The organism is Bacillus sp. X1(2014) (genome assembly GCF_007678255.1).
Genome location: NZ_VEED01000016.1, coordinates 47,383 through 63,546, shown reverse-complemented (window position 1 = coordinate 63,546; position 16,164 = coordinate 47,383). Strand labels below are relative to the sequence as shown.

The window sequence follows — 16,164 nt, the reverse complement described above, 5'->3', positions numbered from 1 at the left end:
TTATTTTATAGGGAAAAGAGACCTAATCATAGTTGACTAATTTGGGATTAAGTGCAAAAATCTTAGAATCATACAACATTTAGGCAAAAAAATTCAATAACCGACTGGGGCAGCCCCAGTCGGTTCATTTTTGTCCTATAAAACTCGAAAAGTCTTCATCTCCAGAGAAACCTTGCCACTAAACAGCTTCTGCTGCTAGTTTGTCTCTTCTGGGGATATAACCAAAACGACGCCGTTTTCGATTTGAATGGATGTTCCGATCGTGGTATTGTCTCGCAGCCAGTCATTTGCGTGAATGCTTAGGACATATCCGTTTTTCGGGATGGCAGAATTATTCCCCCCTCTTTTAACCACTTTCCCATCTTCTACAGTGATTTCATATCCCCATGGGTTTGTTCGAGTCGTCTCTCCATAGACAGGCGTATACTGAATCAGCTGGCCAGCTCCACGGGATTTATTTACCCCATCTAACATTCGATAATCGACCACATCAAGGTCTCTCCACATGCTATCGATTAAGAACGGCTTAATAACCTCTTTTCCCATTTCCTGCGGCTGCTGATACGCCTGCATCATTAAGGTTTTTAAGGTATCTTTATACGAATTAGCTTCATCGGTCTGTCCGTTTTTGTCAGCCATTAAATAGTGAACAGCAACTTCTCCAGCTTCACCATAGACGGTAAGATTCTGAAGGTAAGGATCAATGGCAGTTAAAAAGGCTTCATTATCAATGTCTTTGCGAATAGTTTCTGGAATTTGGTGCAGCTCTTTAAATTCAGTAATTAACTGCTCGGCTTCTTGGCTGCCACCCTCGCCATCATACGCTTTCCAGAACTGATCAATGACCGGCTGCAGTGTAAGTTCTAATGGCGGTACCACTAAAGCACTTTTTACTAAGAATGGTTTGATGACACCCTGCCCCACCTTTTGAGGGATCTGCTCGGATTGATTGAACAAGGTAATCAGCTGTTTCCTATAGGCAGCAGCCTGGTCGGTATGGCCATTTTTCTGAGCCATCACATATTGAACAGCCGTTTCCCCCGCCTTACCATAGATATTTACTTTTTCTAAATAAGGTTCTATTTCCTGAAGGAACTTTTTATTGTCCATTTCCTGCTGAAGTTTAGCTGGAGCATGTTGAATCTTTTTAAATTCAGCGATTAACTGTTCTGCTGCTTGATCGGCATCACCTGCCACATAGGCCTTCCAGAACGCATCGATCAATGGCGTTAAGGTAAGGGACTCTGTGGTATTAATCGGTGAGGAATACATATTCTCCGCTACGGTTTTTAGCGTTTCTGCGGCCTCTCCACCAAAGGATTGAATACTGCGCTTCCATGAATCGATTGGGTCATAGGCCGCCGGGTTCCAAGTATAATCCGCAATCGTGTACAAAGGAATTTTGGAAGCTTCGGCTTCGTTCATTGGATTTGCTGTTAACCCGGCAACTCCATGCTTGGATAAATCAGCATCACGTCCTACAATGGGACCGAGGAACAAGCTATTCCGGTCATAGTCGTTTACTGGGTAATTGTCCCATAATAACATATCGTGTTGAAATACTCCGTGAACCTCATCCGCTTCTTCGGCAGCGACCTGCTCTGACACAACCTTTTGACCTGTCCACATAACAACCGTGTCCTTGTCAAGTAATTCCGCAAATCGATCACGGTAAGGAGATGGCCCGTTCCCGGAATAATCCGTCGGAACGGTTATCAACCGCTCGGCCCCCTCATGGGTATTGATAAATTCTTCTGTAAACCGATTTAACAGATAAGCATGTGCAGCAGCAACCGGATTTGTATCTCCTGCAAATTTTTCCCGATCTTGCTGGCAGCTTAAGTTCATATCAATATCATCTAGAAAAATCGCATAGGAGCGGACACCCAAGTCCCACATCGTGTCCATTTTCTTTTCTAGCAAGGCGAAATCTTGATCCCCGGAATAGCAGATGGATTGACCAGGGGACAGCGAGAAGGTGAATTTCACATGATTCTCTTTGGCCTTTTCAATCAGCTCGGTAATTTCTGCTAATTCTGCCTCTGGGTAAGGATCACGCCAGTTCTCGCGATGATAAGGATCATCCTTCGGAGCGTAAATATACGTATTCAGTTTATTTTCTCCGTAGAATTCCAGCTGGGAGATTCTGTCCTCGTGTGTCCACGGCGGGCCATAGAACCCTTCGATGGAACCACGAATCGGCATTTCCGGCCAGTCATGAATTTCTGCCTCCGGAATCCAATCTCTTCCTTCCCGCTCTTGAATCAAGTGCTTGAACGTTTTTGCCGCATAATACGTTCCCGCCTTGTCCTTCCCGGCAAGAACAATCTGATTCTTTCCTTTTTGCTTGGATACCAGGACATATCCCTCATCCTTTAAAGATTCAGGTCCTACTACTCCCATCTGATCTAAGACAGCGGCTGAATCCTTATTTTCCGAAGGCCCGCCGACCCAGATGGTAACGGGGGTTGTTACCTTTTCCCCGGCATGAATACGGACAATCTGTTTTACGTCCGCAGCTTCTAATGCCTCAACAACTTCGTTGATCGCTTGTTCATCCGTTTTCTTGTCTACCACAATTCCGACATTTGGCGTCAGTGGAAACCCTTTATCTGATAGTTTTAGCTCCTGCGGTGTTGGATTCAGGGCAAGGTCTCCTCTGCCTGCCGCCGAAGCCTGTCCAGTTCCACTTGGAAACGCTGACAGAGTACACAGCCCGAACGTAACGCAGACCGCTAACACCTGTTTTCCATGTTTAAAAAAAGACATTCTGTTTATCCTCCTCAAATCGCTTCCAGTAAGGACGGTTCTTGAACCGTCCCCCCGTTACCATTTCTTAGTTTTGTGATGCAAAGACACTGAATTCGTACAGAGAGTAGCCCCAGCTGCTTGAACGTTTGATGCCTTGCATTTTAACGTATCGAGCTTCGACGGCAGGGAACTGAATTTCATCGGTTCCCCCGCTGCTGTTTAGCTCTGTGTAAACATCTGTCCACTGACTTCCGTCGTTTGACACTTGAATTTTATATTGTTTTCCATAGGCAGATTCCCAGTATAATTTCACTTTATCAATGGAATACACTTGCCCAAGGTCGACGCTGAGCCATTGATTATCAGTGTACAAGGAAGCCCATCTAGTATTGTTGTTCCCGTCTACGGCCAGGTTTGGCGTCAGCCAGTTGACTTCACTCGAAGAAGCGTCAGCTTTTTTCCCTTCTGCTATATTTTTCCCGTTAAGCGCCCGCTCCAGGAAGGTCGGAACCACGCCAATACTCAGCTTCTGCGGGATTTCGTTTATCGCTGTCATCGATTGCTGGAGCACCATGCGCTCCGCAGCAGCCGTAGCCGTATCCCCACTCTGTCCTGCCAGCACCATGTTAACGGCCGACTCACCTGCTTGTCCATATAGCTCCAGTTTATTTAAATACCCGGTGACCTCCTTCAAGAAGTTCGGATTATCCACCTGCTCCCGCAGCTGCTTAGCGGCCTGCTCCATCTTGCTGAATTCCTGTAACAAGGCCTTGCCAGCCTCGGAAACTGCCTGACTGTCCTTTGCTTCCTCTGCCAGCCAAAATTGCTCGATTAGCGGCTTTACTCTTTCCGAAATTGGCTCCCGGTTGTTATTAAGACTCGTAGCATACGAGGCTTCCACAAAGAGATTTAAAGGTTCATAGGCTGCTCCGGCAAATTCCTTCAGACTCCGCTTCAGCGAATCAGCCGGGTCATAGGCTTCAGGGTTCCACGTATAATCGGCAACGGTAAACAGTGAAATTTTTGAAGCTTCTGCCTCATTCATTGGATTGGCTGTTAAGCCAATCACACCATGTTCAGGCGTTAAATCCGAATCCCGGCCCGTCAGCGGCGCTAGGAACAAGCGGTTGCGATCAAAATCATTCACCGGATAGTTATCCCAAATCAGCAAATCGTGTTTAAAAATCCCATGAATTTTATCGGCATCCTGTGACGTAATCGTAGGAGCAACGACACCAATTCCTGTCCATTGAACAATAATGTCAGACTGAACTAGCTCTGCAAAACGTTTCCGGTAAGGAGTGGTTCCCGCCTGATAATAGTCTGTCGGCACCGTGATTAAGCGCTCCGCACCGTTGTGTTTTTTAATAAATTCTTCGTTAAATCGATTTAATAGATACGCCTGTGCCGCTGCCGGCGGGTTCGGATCTCCGCCAAACATCGCCCTGTCTTCAGGGGAATGGAGGTTCGGGTCAATATCATCAAGGTATAAGGCAAACGATCTCACGCCGATATCCCACATGGCTTGGGCCTTTTGAATCAATGCCTTCAGGTCCGACTCACTGGAATAAGTGATTGTATTCCCCGGCGAAATGGCGAATGTAAAGGCGACATGGTTTTCTTGTGCGGCCTGAACTAGTTCGGTAAGCTCCGCTATCTTATCCGCAGGATACGGCTCCTTCCATTTTTCCCGGTGGTAAGGGTCATCCTTCGGAGCATAAATATAGCTGTTCATTTTATGCTCACCGTAAAATCCGATCTGACGCAAGCGATCCTCATGTGACCATGGCGCACCATAAAAGCCTTCAATTGAGCCCCTGATCGGCATCGTTGGCCAGTCCTTAATTTCCACCTCAGGAATCCAATCAGTTCCTTTCCGTTCGACAATGATTTGTTCGAAGGTTTGGGTCCCGTAATACGTCCCTGCCTCATCATGTCCGGAAATAACAATATGTTTTTTATCCTTGGTGCCGTGCTTGGAGGAGACAATATACCCCTCTTTTTTTGTCATTACCAAATCCTCCAGGTCAGTGTGCTGCTGAATGGTTTTTAGCTCGTCCGGGTCGGAGAATTCCCCCAGCCAAATGATGACGGGGGCCTGGAGATTAGGGGTTTTGATATCACTCTCCACAATGGTGGTAACACCTGCCTCCTTCAGGGCTTGCTTCAATTCAGCAATCGCCGCAGGGTCGGTTCCTTTTTCCGTAACCAATCCTACTTTTGGATTCAGCGGGAAACCTTTGTCTGTTTGTTCTAACGATTTCGGGATGGGGGATACAGTCATTTCGTAGGTTTCACTTGCCTTTGCTTGTCCTGCTGCTGGAATATTCAGCGGAACCAATAACCCTGATACCAAACAGGCTGAAACAACCGCCTTTAATGCTTTACTTTTTGCCACCTTTGCCACCTCTTCTTCTATCATTTTGAATTCTTAGGGACGAATCTCGTATTTCAAGATGTTCCAGTTTACAAGTAACCGCTTCCATCGCTTCGACAAAAAAAGCAGGACAACACCAAGCAAGGAGGAAGTCCTCCTTACAAAGCGTCGCCCTGCCTGATCGTGTCAGTAACATGCGAAATCGTTAATCGTTCCTATATGGGGCATTATAGACAATAGTGTATAAGGTTCATAGGGTCAAAAATCCTATTTTTCAAAAATAAGGAAAAGTAGAATTAATATCACTCGGCTCCTTGAAGCCTCATTGTATAGATATGAAGAGCTATAAAAGCTGCTTCATCCACTGTCACATCAATATTACACTTTTCCTTCATTCGGTTTATTGCCCAAAGACCAATTTCATATTCTTTGCTATATAAGATTTTTATTTCATTTAATAATTCGTTTTTTAAATGAATGCCCTGCTTTATGCGATCGATTGTATATGACACATGATCCGTTAAGGCGAGATGAATGTGCTCACTCAGCTTGCTGCCAAGGTATTGTTCTGCATAGGAGATAATCTCTTCTGAAAGAATAAAGTGTTCTTCTGGAATACGACTCAAGAGTTGTTGCAACTTTTCATTTTCCTTCATGACAAACAGCTTTTCAACCTCCTGAAAATGAATCAGATCATTTCTCCTCTTTCCATACGCAATTCCAGTCCCAAACGCGACCTTCTCTTCATCGCCATCGGTTACCAATACAGCATTGTTATTCAGAACTTTCTTTAACCTCATTAGCCACCTCCTTTAACAGTCATTGACCATAAGAGCTCGTTACATAGCAGGAACAGTTAAAACATTGTGTGACCGTCACTTGCTCTTTAGATTTCCAAACCTATAAAACTCGAAAAGTCTTAATCTCATACGGTTTGATTTCAACCTCAATCAGTGATGCCGATTCTTCTCCGATTGGTTCTTCCATCAAATTGGTCTCCACCCATGAGGTGATGCCTCTGGCAACATCCAGAGAAACCTTACCTCTTCGTCCTTCATATTCGTGCAAGCGGATAATGATGCCATTGCCATCATAGGCCGGCTTAATAGAATCAATCCAAACATGGTCCGAATCCATTTCGAGGAAAGACTCTTCCTTTGCCCATTTCCCTTCAGAAGCTACAACAGGATCGTTCAAATCCCACGCTGTCTCCACCGTTTTCGCTTTGCGCCATTCCCCGATATGCGGGTAAAGCGAATAAACGAAGGAATGGCTTCCCTGATCTGCTTGTGGATCAGGATGAATCGCTGATTTTAATAAGGTGATCCGCATGATATTTTCTTTAATATCGTAGCCATACTTGGAATCGTTCAGTAGGCTTACCCCATAGTCCGGCTCTGACAGATCGGCCCACTGATGGCCGACCGTTTCAAATTTAGCCATATCCCAGCTTGTATTCCAATGAGTCGGGCGCTTCACATTTCCATATTGAATATCATACGTGGCCTCGGTGGCGCGGATATCCACTGGGAAAGCAGCCTTCAGCAGTTTTCTCTTTTCATGCCATTCCACCTTTGTTTCAAAATCAATGCGGCGGTCATTTTGATAAAAGACAATCCGCTGGGAGATTTCAGAATGATGATACGTCCACTTAGCAAGAATTGTAAATGTCAATTCCCCATTTTCCACGACTTCAAATCTGATTAAATCACGGATTTCTTCCATTTTTTCTTGATAAAAGAGATCGATATCCCAAGCATCATGGGCAAGCGGCTTATCTTCGAAAATTTGCAGGATATTTCCCTTTTGATTCTCAGCGAGAACCCCACGACCTGCTTCCTTATCAAAGAGGGACGTCATTTGGCCAAATTCATTCCATTCAACCAGGTAATAAGGCGTTTCCAATTTCCGGTCCTGATAGCTGAAATTCGAATTCGTTTCCTGAACGGCTGCCGCCGGCTCAAAATATAACGTCTTCGCCCCAAAGGATGGAAGGGTGTCTACCTCAATCAGCCAGCCGTTATCCCGTTTTTGATGGGTTAAAATTTCTCCCTTGCTGTTTTTCCAAACGCCTCCGGCAAAATCAGCAAATTGCTGGACCGCCACATTTTTCTTCCCCTGGTGGTGAGTGGCATTAAAGAGCACGACAGAGCGGTCATCCTTTTTGATTCCGTGCTCAATGATACGGGATTCCACGTTTCGAACTAGCTCAAGCGCTTCCTTGTATTCTTCTTTGGCATCCTCATACACCTCATGGATAGAGGAACCAGGAATAATATCATGGAATTGATTGCGCAAAATGATCTTCCAGCCATTCTTCAGCTCGTCCGTTCCCATCCATTGGCCATTTTCAGAAAGCCATGAAGTAAGGAATTCAGCCCGTCGGTATAAGAGCTCCAATTTTCGATTCATCTGCTTCATAAACGCCTGGCTGGTATAAGTGCCCCGGTGGTACTCGAGGTACAGCTCGCCATCCCATTTATGGATATAGCCGTCCGATTCGGCAACATTCTCGTGAAGCTTGTTAAAAAATTCCCCGGCTGTCGACGTTTTCACATTCGGCATCCCTGGCAACGCATCAAATCTGCGGCGCATTTCAAGCATATGCCGGTTGACGCCGCCGCCGCCATCACCATATCCATAGGAAAGAAGCAAATCTTTCGATAAATCCTTATCACGATAGCCTTTCCAAGCACCATTCACCGTTTTCGCAGTAATAAAGCCATTATACGTATAGAACCAAGAGTCCGGAGAATTCCATGGCTCCGGCGTCGTAATAAAGTGCGTTAAAATCTCGGTACCATCGATTCCTTTCCAGTAAAAGGTATCATGCGGCATCCGGTTATACTGATTCCAGCTGATTTTGGTCGTCATCATTGTTTTAATGCCTGATTTTGTTAAGATCTGCGGCAGCGCCCAGCTGTAGCCGAACACATCCGGAAGCCATAGGTACTCGCAATCGACGCCAAACTCTTCTTTAAAAAAGTTCTTCCCGTGCAGGATTTGGCGGACAAGCGATTCGCCGCTCGGAATATTACAGTCCGACTCAAGCCACATTGCGCCGCCGGCTTCCCATTTGCCTTCAGCCACTCTATCCTTTATTTGAGCGTAAATCTCGGGATAATCCGTTTTGATATAGTCATAGAGCTGCGGCTGTGTTTGCAAGAATAAATATTCTGGAAATTGCTTCATTAAATGCAAGACCGTTGAAAAAGAACGAGCAGACTTCTCCCGTGTATTTTTTAACCGCCAAAGCCAAGCCACATCAATATGGGTATGGCCGACAGTATGGATGGTGATGTCTGATGATTTGGTGAAGGACTGAATCGCCTCTGTAAGGCTTTCCTCCGCCGCATAACAGGACTGATAAAATTCAGGGCTGCCGGGCTCGGTCCAATTAATCAAATGAAGGGTATCCGAAATCAACTTTTTCAAAATGGTATAGGCGGAATCCGACTCACTTGTTTCTTTTATCACTTCATAAGCAGCTAATAGGGTGTAATAGAGATTATCTACCCTGCGATCCAGCCAGCCGATCGCGGCCATTTGCAGCTTAAATTCATTTTCTGTCGGAACTCCTCCACCCTCAAGTCCTGACCAGAGCCTGAAATCCAAACGCATCGGCCCCTTGGCCGTTTGGTTATCGAAGAGGACTTCTTCATGGTTGGAATCAACACCCTGATAGGGTTCGCCATTAACAAATAATAAGGACTCAAAGCCTGAATTATTGCCCCCGCCCGTTTTTCCAAACGAGAATAGACCAACAATCTGCTGATCGGCATATGGCAAATGAGTATCGATCTCGGCATGAAGCCAAATATAGCGGTCACGGCCTTTCCAGTAGTCGCCGATATTCATCACCTTTTGTTCATCATACGCGGCCGGTGGATAGGCACCAATCTCACCATCATCCTCCTGGGCGAAAAATTGATGAATTCCCTTAAGATCCCGGTTCCGGTAACCTTCTAATTCCTTGATGCGCTCTTCAAATTTTCTTTCTGTTAAGAACATGCTTTCACCTCGTTATAACTAGTTTTTATAATGAAAAGTTGCCTGCAGTGACGATCCGATGATAGACATTACCGCCTACTAGCCCATCCACGATTTCCCATGGCCCATCATGGTGCAGCCGTTTTTCTTCCAATTCCTCGATCCGGGGAATCCTTCCCTCGAGCCACTCCTGAATCCGGTACTTGACGGAATCCATCCGGGTCATGACGCCGCCATAACGAATATCGATCACTTCCCAGCCAAATGGCTTATACGCTGAAAACCAGACGTTTCGGTGCTTTTGCCTTAAAAGGTCCACATTCTTCTTGATTCGATCCAAAGTAAGTAGAATGGATTTCATTTGGTCAAAATCGTTGTTCTGATATGCCGTTAGGATCTTGAGGCCGATTTCCGCTTTGTCAGCCAGCACCCTTGCCAGCTGTTCATAAAAATCAAACAGGGCTTCCCAGGCTGGATTCTCCTGTTTGGCTTTTTCAAGCACGGGTACCAGCTGCTGATAGTGCTCCCCTAAAGAAAGACCGCGGACATTCTCATCATATAAGCCTATTAAACTATCTTGGTAAAGCAGCACTTTCGACGTCATCGAGGTATTCATGTTATCCTCCATGACACCCGGTGTTTCATCCAATAATTTCAAATTCATAAAATCGGCAAAATGCCCGTCAGCACAAAACTCAAAGCGCTCTGACACCTTTTCAATGGACACTTCCTTTTGATAGGTATGCTCGGCAAATAATTGCAAAATTGGGTAAGCTGTTGCAAACGGCGTTTCTGCTCCGTTATCCCCCCACAATGTGACAAAGATTTCGCCGATACCTTCCTGTTTACAGGCAGCAAGTGCCGCTTCTATTGTCGCAATCGCCTTGCCATAGTTCGGCGCCAGCCCATTCCATGTCCAAGCTCCGCCGGCAAAAATCGGCGTGGAGCCGAGCAGCTTATGGTTTTGAAAATCTCGTTCATACACTTCTTGTTCTTTCCGGTAATAGTTCCAATAAACAAGCTCGACATCCGGAATCCCTTCAAGAATATCCTTCCGGATGCCGCCGCTTTCATCCTTATAAGGACTGCTTTCGGCAAACAGCGGGAAGTACATATCGCTCCAAATCATCGGTTTCAGACCCAGCTTATCGGTAATGGAGACCACCTTTTGGAGATGTCGGTTCATGAGATCAATATGGTTCTCATAGCCATGCTTCTCCAAATATTTTCCTAGGCCAAGCTGGAACGTCTCGTCCATGCCGATATGAATCCGTTTGGTCCGAAATGGCTCAGAGGCCGCTTTTAGACAGCTCTCTAAAAACTCATACGTTTGGGGCTCATCTACGAGCAGGATATCATCGGTGTCTTTGAAGCCTGAGGCATAATTCCATTTAAGGGCTTCCCGTAAGTGGCCCAAGGTTTGAATGCAAGGGATCATGTCAATTCCGAGTTTCGCGGCATATTCATCACAAGCTTTGAGCTCCTCAAATGTATATCTTCCGCGCATATATCCAAAATAAGGATATTCCTTGACCTCGTACGTATCCTCCGTATAAAGCATCAGGGTGTCTAATCCCATGACGGCCATGTGCTGCAGAAGCTTTTCTACGTCAGCAACGGTGGGAACTGCATTTCTCGACGCATCCAGCATCACGCCACTCATGTTAAACTGTGGATTCTCGGTGATATCGAATTCGCCGCTTTTTTGAAAATTCTCCAGCCACAATCCGATGGCCCGGAAAAAATGAACCGGCTTTTCGAATGAAATTTCCCCCAGGCCGTTTTTATTCACGACCTTTAACGGCCCTGGCTGATTTATCACGTGAATTGGATAGCCATCAGTAGAAAGTTGAACTTTTAATCGTTTTGACACAAGCTCGAGACCATCTGCGACAGCAGATATGTCCCCCTTTAAGTACAGTTCCACTTGTATTTCCCCTTTTTTCACCGAATTCCAATCTGGTTCATGCTTTTTTCGTCAGCTTTGTTGTTTTTAACTACAAAACCGCGAAACAAAAATGTATTTTTACACCAGAAAAACTAGTTTGATAGATTTATCGGCGAATTTTTATGTTTAATCGGCGAATTTTTTGATTTTATCAGCGAATTCGGAGCCTTTATCAGCGAATTTCACACTTTAATCAGCGAATCGGAAATCGCTGCAATTTTACCTTTAACAGACCCTTTCTAAACGAGCAAACCGGTTAAGACAAACTTTCATCATCCAATAAGCAGGAGCCACCGCAGAAATGAACGGGATGAGGCCGGGAACCTGATTGATCAGGTAGCCAATTACAGAAAAACCGGCGCCAATCCAGATGGCGGAAGGCAGCCCCGTTAAGGTGATGAGAAAGGCCTGTTTGATGTATTCCCTACTTGAAAGCTCATAATGGACATAGATGGCAAAGAAATGGCCGACTGCCAATAGTAGGATGATCAACAGGATGTAAAGGATGATCGAAAGAAAGCTGGCAAAAACACCCGCCATAAAGGTCTCTGTAATCCTGATATCGATAAAAAGAAAAAGGCCGATGCTGTAAAAAACAAGGCCTATTCCATTGCTTCTCTTCCATTCTTTGAAATAAACTTGTTTAAACGTCTTCCAAACTGGTACATCGGTATCTTTTCTCAGCCATTTACGGACAAGCGTAAACAGGGCAACAGTTGCCGGGAAAAAGCCAAATAGCCCCAGTCCCAAGGCGGTAAAGGCAATCCAGCATATATTTGCTGAGATCGCCCTCCATATCCATTCACAAACAACGATCATCCATGAACCTTTGTTCATACGGCACCACTCTTTCCAATGAACTTAAACCAACTTGCTGTTATTTTTCATTAAATGATGATAAAGCGGACTTCCTTTTACAGCTTTACCGGTTAAACTCAGCACGAATTCACTGAACATCGTGTTGGCCCACGCGAACCAATCTCTTGTAAATTCCTCCGGGCAGTCGGCGTTAAAGCCTTCGTGCATAAAATTCGTACCGCCATCGGTGTTTTTAAAATAAGCCAAAATTTGCTGTTTTTCCGCTTCGCTTACCGATGTCATCCCCTGGATGGCCAAGGCAATATGCCAAATATAGTGATCTGGCGTATGCGGGCTGCCGATGCCATTGGCATATTTACCCTCGTAATAATAAGGATTATCCCTGCTCAAAAGGAATTTGCGTGTATTGAGATACGTCGCATCATCAAATGGCTGGTACCCTAAATACGGGGCAGCAAGCAAACTTGGCACATTGGCGTCGTCCATTAGATTTATGCGGCCTTCGCCATCGGTTTCATAGACATACATATCTCCGTAGATCGGGTGGTCCAATTTCGCATTTTGTTCAATCCCCTGCCTGATTTCCTCACGAAGCTTTAAGCATTCTTCTTTTAAGGAAGAATCCTTTAACACCTCATCACACATTTCAGCCGCATACCCTAACACAACAACAGCAAACATATTTGCCGGGACCAGGTATCCGTATGTGCAGGCATCATCACTTGGGCGGAAGGCGCTCCAGGTCATTCCCGTCGGAACCACACGCCCCCCTTTTCCTTCTCGGGTCAAGGTATCGGACTGGCGCACATCGGCCCGTTCAAACCGGTAAGGAGACTTGTTTTCATGATCCTGCTCCGTTCTCCAAACATGAATGATCGTCTCCATCACTTCTTGGAGCGTTTCTTTTATATAAGCCGTACGGCCGGTTGACTTCCAAAACAGATAAGCAAGCTGGATTGGATAGCATAACGAGTCAATTTCATATTTCCGTTCCCAAATATAGGGGGTCAAGTCGGTAAGATCGGTTTGATGGCCCCTGCCATTTTCTGTTTCATTAAACGCATTGGCATAAGGGTCATGCAGGATAAAGGCGAATTGCTGGCGAATCACCCCTTCGAGTAATTCGGCCAGCTCCTCATCCTCCTCTGCAGCAAGCAAATAGGGGCGCACTTGTGCCGCAGAGTCTCTTAACCACATCGCCGGAATGTCGCCGGTAACGACAAAGGTTTTTCCGTCTTCCAGCTTTTTCAGCGTCGTTGTATACGTATTGACAAAGCATTGCTCAAACATATCGTGTAATTTTTGATCCCCAGGAAAACATTCCTTCACATGTTGGATCAATTTTTGCATTGATTCTGGAATTACTGCTGTCATCTTTCCCTCTCCTATCGCTTATGTTGAAAACCTAGTGTAATAATTTCATAGCCAGTGACTTCATACTGCTCGTTAGAATCATTGGTTTGTTCTTCAAGTATCGTACTCTTGTAAGATGTAAAACCCGGCTGGGCGGGGATGGATGCCGTGAGAATTTTACTCTCTGGCGCTGGATTGAACCAGCGAATCATCACGTCATCACATTCTTCCGCCACTTTCATCGATGACCACGCAAGGCCCTCGGACTCCCAGTTCACAAACTGATGGTCAGCTGGCAATGTCCCTTCATGGGCGCTTGTCTGAATAACCTGAAGGGGAACTTTATATTGATAAGCATCCACAAATGCTTCTGATGCAATCACATCTTTTTCATGCATGAGCACTTGCCACTCGGCTGTTTGAATCCCGATGCACTGGGCTTCCGGTGTTGGGAAGTAACCCCAGTCACCAAGCTCGGCAACCGAACGAAGTACGGTGAGGGCAATCGTTCCGTCCGCTGGCAGGATTTCATATTCCTGAAGGCCGTCCGTGGCCACGGTTAAGCCCATCTCGGCACCGTTAATGCTGGCGAAGCGCTGCTGGTGATGACAAAAGCTTGGATTTTCCCATTCCTTTTCCGGTGTATTCGGGCGGGTCACAACCTCAAAAATACTGTCGGCCTGGTGTGTTTCCGTTTGCAATCCTGTCGGGAAAAGGATACGCAGGCGGTGGTCGGCTGCTTGATTGTCAATGGTCAGCTTGAAAGCCGGCCCCTTCATTCCTTTTTCAAGAATCACAACGGTACGTAGTGTAATGGTCGTCATTTCGTTCGATCTGCCGGCTTCTCTCTCCTTATGCCAAATCAAGCGGTTCCGTTCGATGGCCAATCGGTCGTCCGCTGAAACCGGAATGGTTAAGGTATGTGTAAATTCAAGCTCTGTTCGAAGCGGTGATTTTTCAAGGAAACGGAATCCGGCTGGCACACCCTTGGTCGTAATCGGATTCTGTCCTTTTGCTTCCTTGAACATATATTCATTGCCGACATCCCCTGTGTTCTCGTAAATACCGAGACGATGGAAGGTCCTGCCGGTTGCTTTATTCGTCAAATCATAGGTGCCATCCTCATGAAACAGAAGGTGAACATATTCATTTTCCATTTCCATGCCGCCATCCGCCGCGTGTTCTGGACATTCCCCGGCCGGCCGCTCCTCCGGAATAAGATAGAAGGTCTTGTAGCCGAATGCCGGGATATTTTCTGCAAAGAAGGAAAGCTTGGCTCGTTTGGCAAAAAACGGCTGGCGGAACTTGTCATCCGGTAAATCATAGCCAAACTCCACCACAGGGCTTTGCAGCTGACTTTCGATGGTCTTGCCGGATTGATCGACCAGCTTGTAGGCAGGCAATTCTTTATCCTGTAAATAGATTGGAATTTCTTCAAAATGCATTTGCGAAAAATACACCTTTTCCAGATCAACTGTTTGCGTGACGACTTCGTCTTTTTCCCAGCCCGTTGTATTCAAGACAACAAGGGGAATTCCGGCCTTCGGTGCGCCCGAGGTATCAATTTTACCAGCAAGCTCTGCCGCCTGCTCCGATACAAACACCTCTCCCATTTGCGAAACCGTTTCAAAGCGGGTCTCCATTTCGCGGTGCACCTCATCCACGCTGCAGCCGCAAATGCTGTCATGCGGGTGATTTTTCATCAAGGATTTCCACATGAAGCGGAGATATTCCCTTGGGTAAGTCCCGCCTGCTAAAAAGGCCATGCTCGCGAGCGGCTCGGCGATTTTTTCCAAAAGGGTTTGACAGTGGTTGTTCCATTGCTTTAAATAAATCCGGCTGGATGCGGTATTGACAAGCGTCGACCAGCCATCAGTCCGCTGATTGCGCAATTCGCCTTCAATGACCTGCAGCTTTTCTGGAAGTGCTTCTTTTAACGCTTCTGTATATTCATCAAAACTAGAATGCTTAAAGGTGTAATCAGGATATAAACTAGCTGCCGTTTCAATCGCCTGCGGAATCGTTTTTTGCAGCGGCTGGTGGTCACATCCATTCATAAACAATAACTGATTGGTGGACGCATACTTTTCGGCATCGCGGAGTTTTACATCCCAGAATTTCTTCGCTTCCGCTTCGTCCACCGGGATTTCATTTCCGTTCGAGTACCAATTGGCAAAAAGAATGCCCAATACGTTCGAGCCGTCCGGTGATTTCCAAATCATCTCGGAATAGGGAGATTCATAATCAGGAGAATCCGACACGGTGTTATTAAAGCCGGTCGGTTTGACGCCCCTTCCGAAGGCCGCCGTATCAATTCCAGCTTGCTTTAAAAGCTGGGGCGCCTGCCCATAAATGCCAAAAGTGTCAGGAAAGTAGCCAATTTTTGAGATGTGCCCATAGGCTTGTGTCTCGTGTAAACCGATTTGCAGGTTCCGAACATTGGCTTCAGAGCTTGTTAAAAAAGCATCCTGCAGCACATACCACGGTCCGATATGCAGCTTTTTCTGATCAATTAATTGTTTGACAATCTCCCGGTTTTCCGGATGAACGGCAAAATAATCCTCCAAAAGAACAGTCTGGCCATCCAGATGGAACGCTTGAAACTTATTTCCTTCTTTTTTGAACTGGTCGATCAACTCATTCATTAGCTTTATGAAGTAGTAACGGTGCTTTTCAAAAGGCAAGTACCATTCCCTGTCCCAGTGGGAATGGGAGATAATATGTGCAGTTTTATTCATTGAATCTTACCCGCTTTCCTATATTTCAGTTTTGCGAAAACGCTATCATTTTGCTTTGACTTCATTTTAACAAGCCAGGATTTTCGAGCAATAGATTACTAGTAAGTCCTATGGATTTTACAGTGTATCTAAAAATAGTTCATGAAAAATGGGGGCAGCCGTTCATTGCTTTCCTGCAATGAGGGCTG

General features: G+C 45.8%; 8 protein-coding genes. All 8 read right to left on the bottom strand.

The window, feature by feature from the left end:
* Positions 1 to 195: 195 nt before the first annotated feature.
* The 8 genes from FS608_RS22895 to FS608_RS22860 all read right to left on the bottom strand — a co-directional run bounded on the left by FS608_RS22895 (position 196) and on the right by FS608_RS22860 (position 15,976).
* Complete coding sequence (locus FS608_RS22895) at positions 196 to 2,769, bottom strand: glycoside hydrolase family 84 protein (RefSeq protein WP_144554883.1); 2,574 nt, start codon at positions 2,767 to 2,769, stop codon at positions 196 to 198.
* Positions 2,770 to 2,836: 67 nt separating this feature from the next.
* Positions 2,837 to 5,035, bottom strand: coding sequence for a glycoside hydrolase family 84 protein (locus tag FS608_RS22890; RefSeq protein ID WP_260871785.1), 2,199 nt, complete (start codon positions 5,033 to 5,035; stop codon positions 2,837 to 2,839).
* 395 nt (positions 5,036 to 5,430) lie between these two features.
* Positions 5,431 to 5,928, bottom strand: a complete 498-nt coding sequence (locus tag FS608_RS22885) for a PRD domain-containing protein (RefSeq protein ID WP_144554881.1) — start codon at positions 5,926 to 5,928, stop codon at positions 5,431 to 5,433.
* A gap of 100 nt (positions 5,929 to 6,028) precedes the next feature.
* The gene (locus tag FS608_RS22880) at positions 6,029 to 9,139 is read right to left on the bottom strand and encodes an alpha-mannosidase (RefSeq protein WP_144554880.1); all 3,111 of its coding nucleotides are present in this window, start codon (positions 9,137 to 9,139) and stop codon (positions 6,029 to 6,031) included.
* Between the two features lie 25 nt (positions 9,140 to 9,164).
* Positions 9,165 to 10,991 (bottom strand): beta-N-acetylhexosaminidase, encoded by a 1,827-nt coding sequence (locus FS608_RS22875; RefSeq protein ID WP_260871784.1) that lies wholly within the window; start codon positions 10,989 to 10,991, stop codon positions 9,165 to 9,167.
* A gap of 300 nt (positions 10,992 to 11,291) precedes the next feature.
* Positions 11,292 to 11,903: a YesL family protein gene (locus FS608_RS22870; protein ID WP_144554878.1), complete on the bottom strand. Its 612-nt coding sequence runs from the start codon at positions 11,901 to 11,903 to the stop codon at positions 11,292 to 11,294.
* A gap of 24 nt (positions 11,904 to 11,927) precedes the next feature.
* Entirely contained in the window at positions 11,928 to 13,259 is a 1,332-nt protein-coding gene (locus FS608_RS22865) for a glycoside hydrolase family 125 protein (RefSeq protein ID WP_144554877.1), read from the bottom strand.
* An 11-nt stretch (positions 13,260 to 13,270) separates the two neighbouring features.
* The gene (locus FS608_RS22860) at positions 13,271 to 15,976 is read right to left on the bottom strand and encodes an alpha-mannosidase (RefSeq protein ID WP_144554876.1); all 2,706 of its coding nucleotides are present in this window, start codon (positions 15,974 to 15,976) and stop codon (positions 13,271 to 13,273) included.
* Positions 15,977 to 16,164 lie beyond the last annotated feature (188 nt).